Here is a 564-nt window from a genome sequence, read left to right on the forward strand (position 1 = left end):
ATGTTCGCGGTCAGCGTACGTGCTGAGTCGAGAATGCCTTCTGGCATTGCTGGCGCGTTACCCATCACCATGATGATTGCCATTGTCTCACCCAACGCACGACCGATACCAAGAATCACACCAGTCATGATGCCTGAACGAGCCGCAGGAACGAGCAGTTTGAAGATTGTGTAGATTTTTGAAGCGCCAAGAGCCAAAGAGCCTTCTTTGTATGCACGAGGCACCGCTCGAATAGACGTTTCAGATACCGTGATTACGGTCGGTAGAATCATCACACCAAGAACAATGATACCCGCCAAGATGGTGTTACCCGCTGGCACATTGAAGATGTCTTGAATCAAAGGAACGATGATAACGAGGCCGAAGAAGCCATACACCACCGAAGGGATACCCGCTAGCAACTCAACCGCAGGACGAATAACATCAGCCAAACGCTTAGGCGCGATTTCAGCGATGAAGATTGCGGTAAGCACACCAACAGGAACGCCAACCATCACCGCACCCGCAGTAGAGACTACAGAAGCGACAATCATTGTTGCTACGCCGTAAAGCGCAGGTGGAAGC

Annotated in this window: 1 protein-coding gene; it reads right to left on the reverse strand. The window is 51.2% G+C overall.

Features of this window, described 5'->3' with window-relative positions; translation table 11 throughout:
- Positions 1-564: phosphate ABC transporter permease subunit PstC (pstC, locus tag R7Q46_RS29200; protein WP_318078584.1), on the reverse strand; the 564-nt coding region annotated here is incomplete at both ends.

Source organism: Vibrio sp. 811 (genome assembly GCF_033339195.1).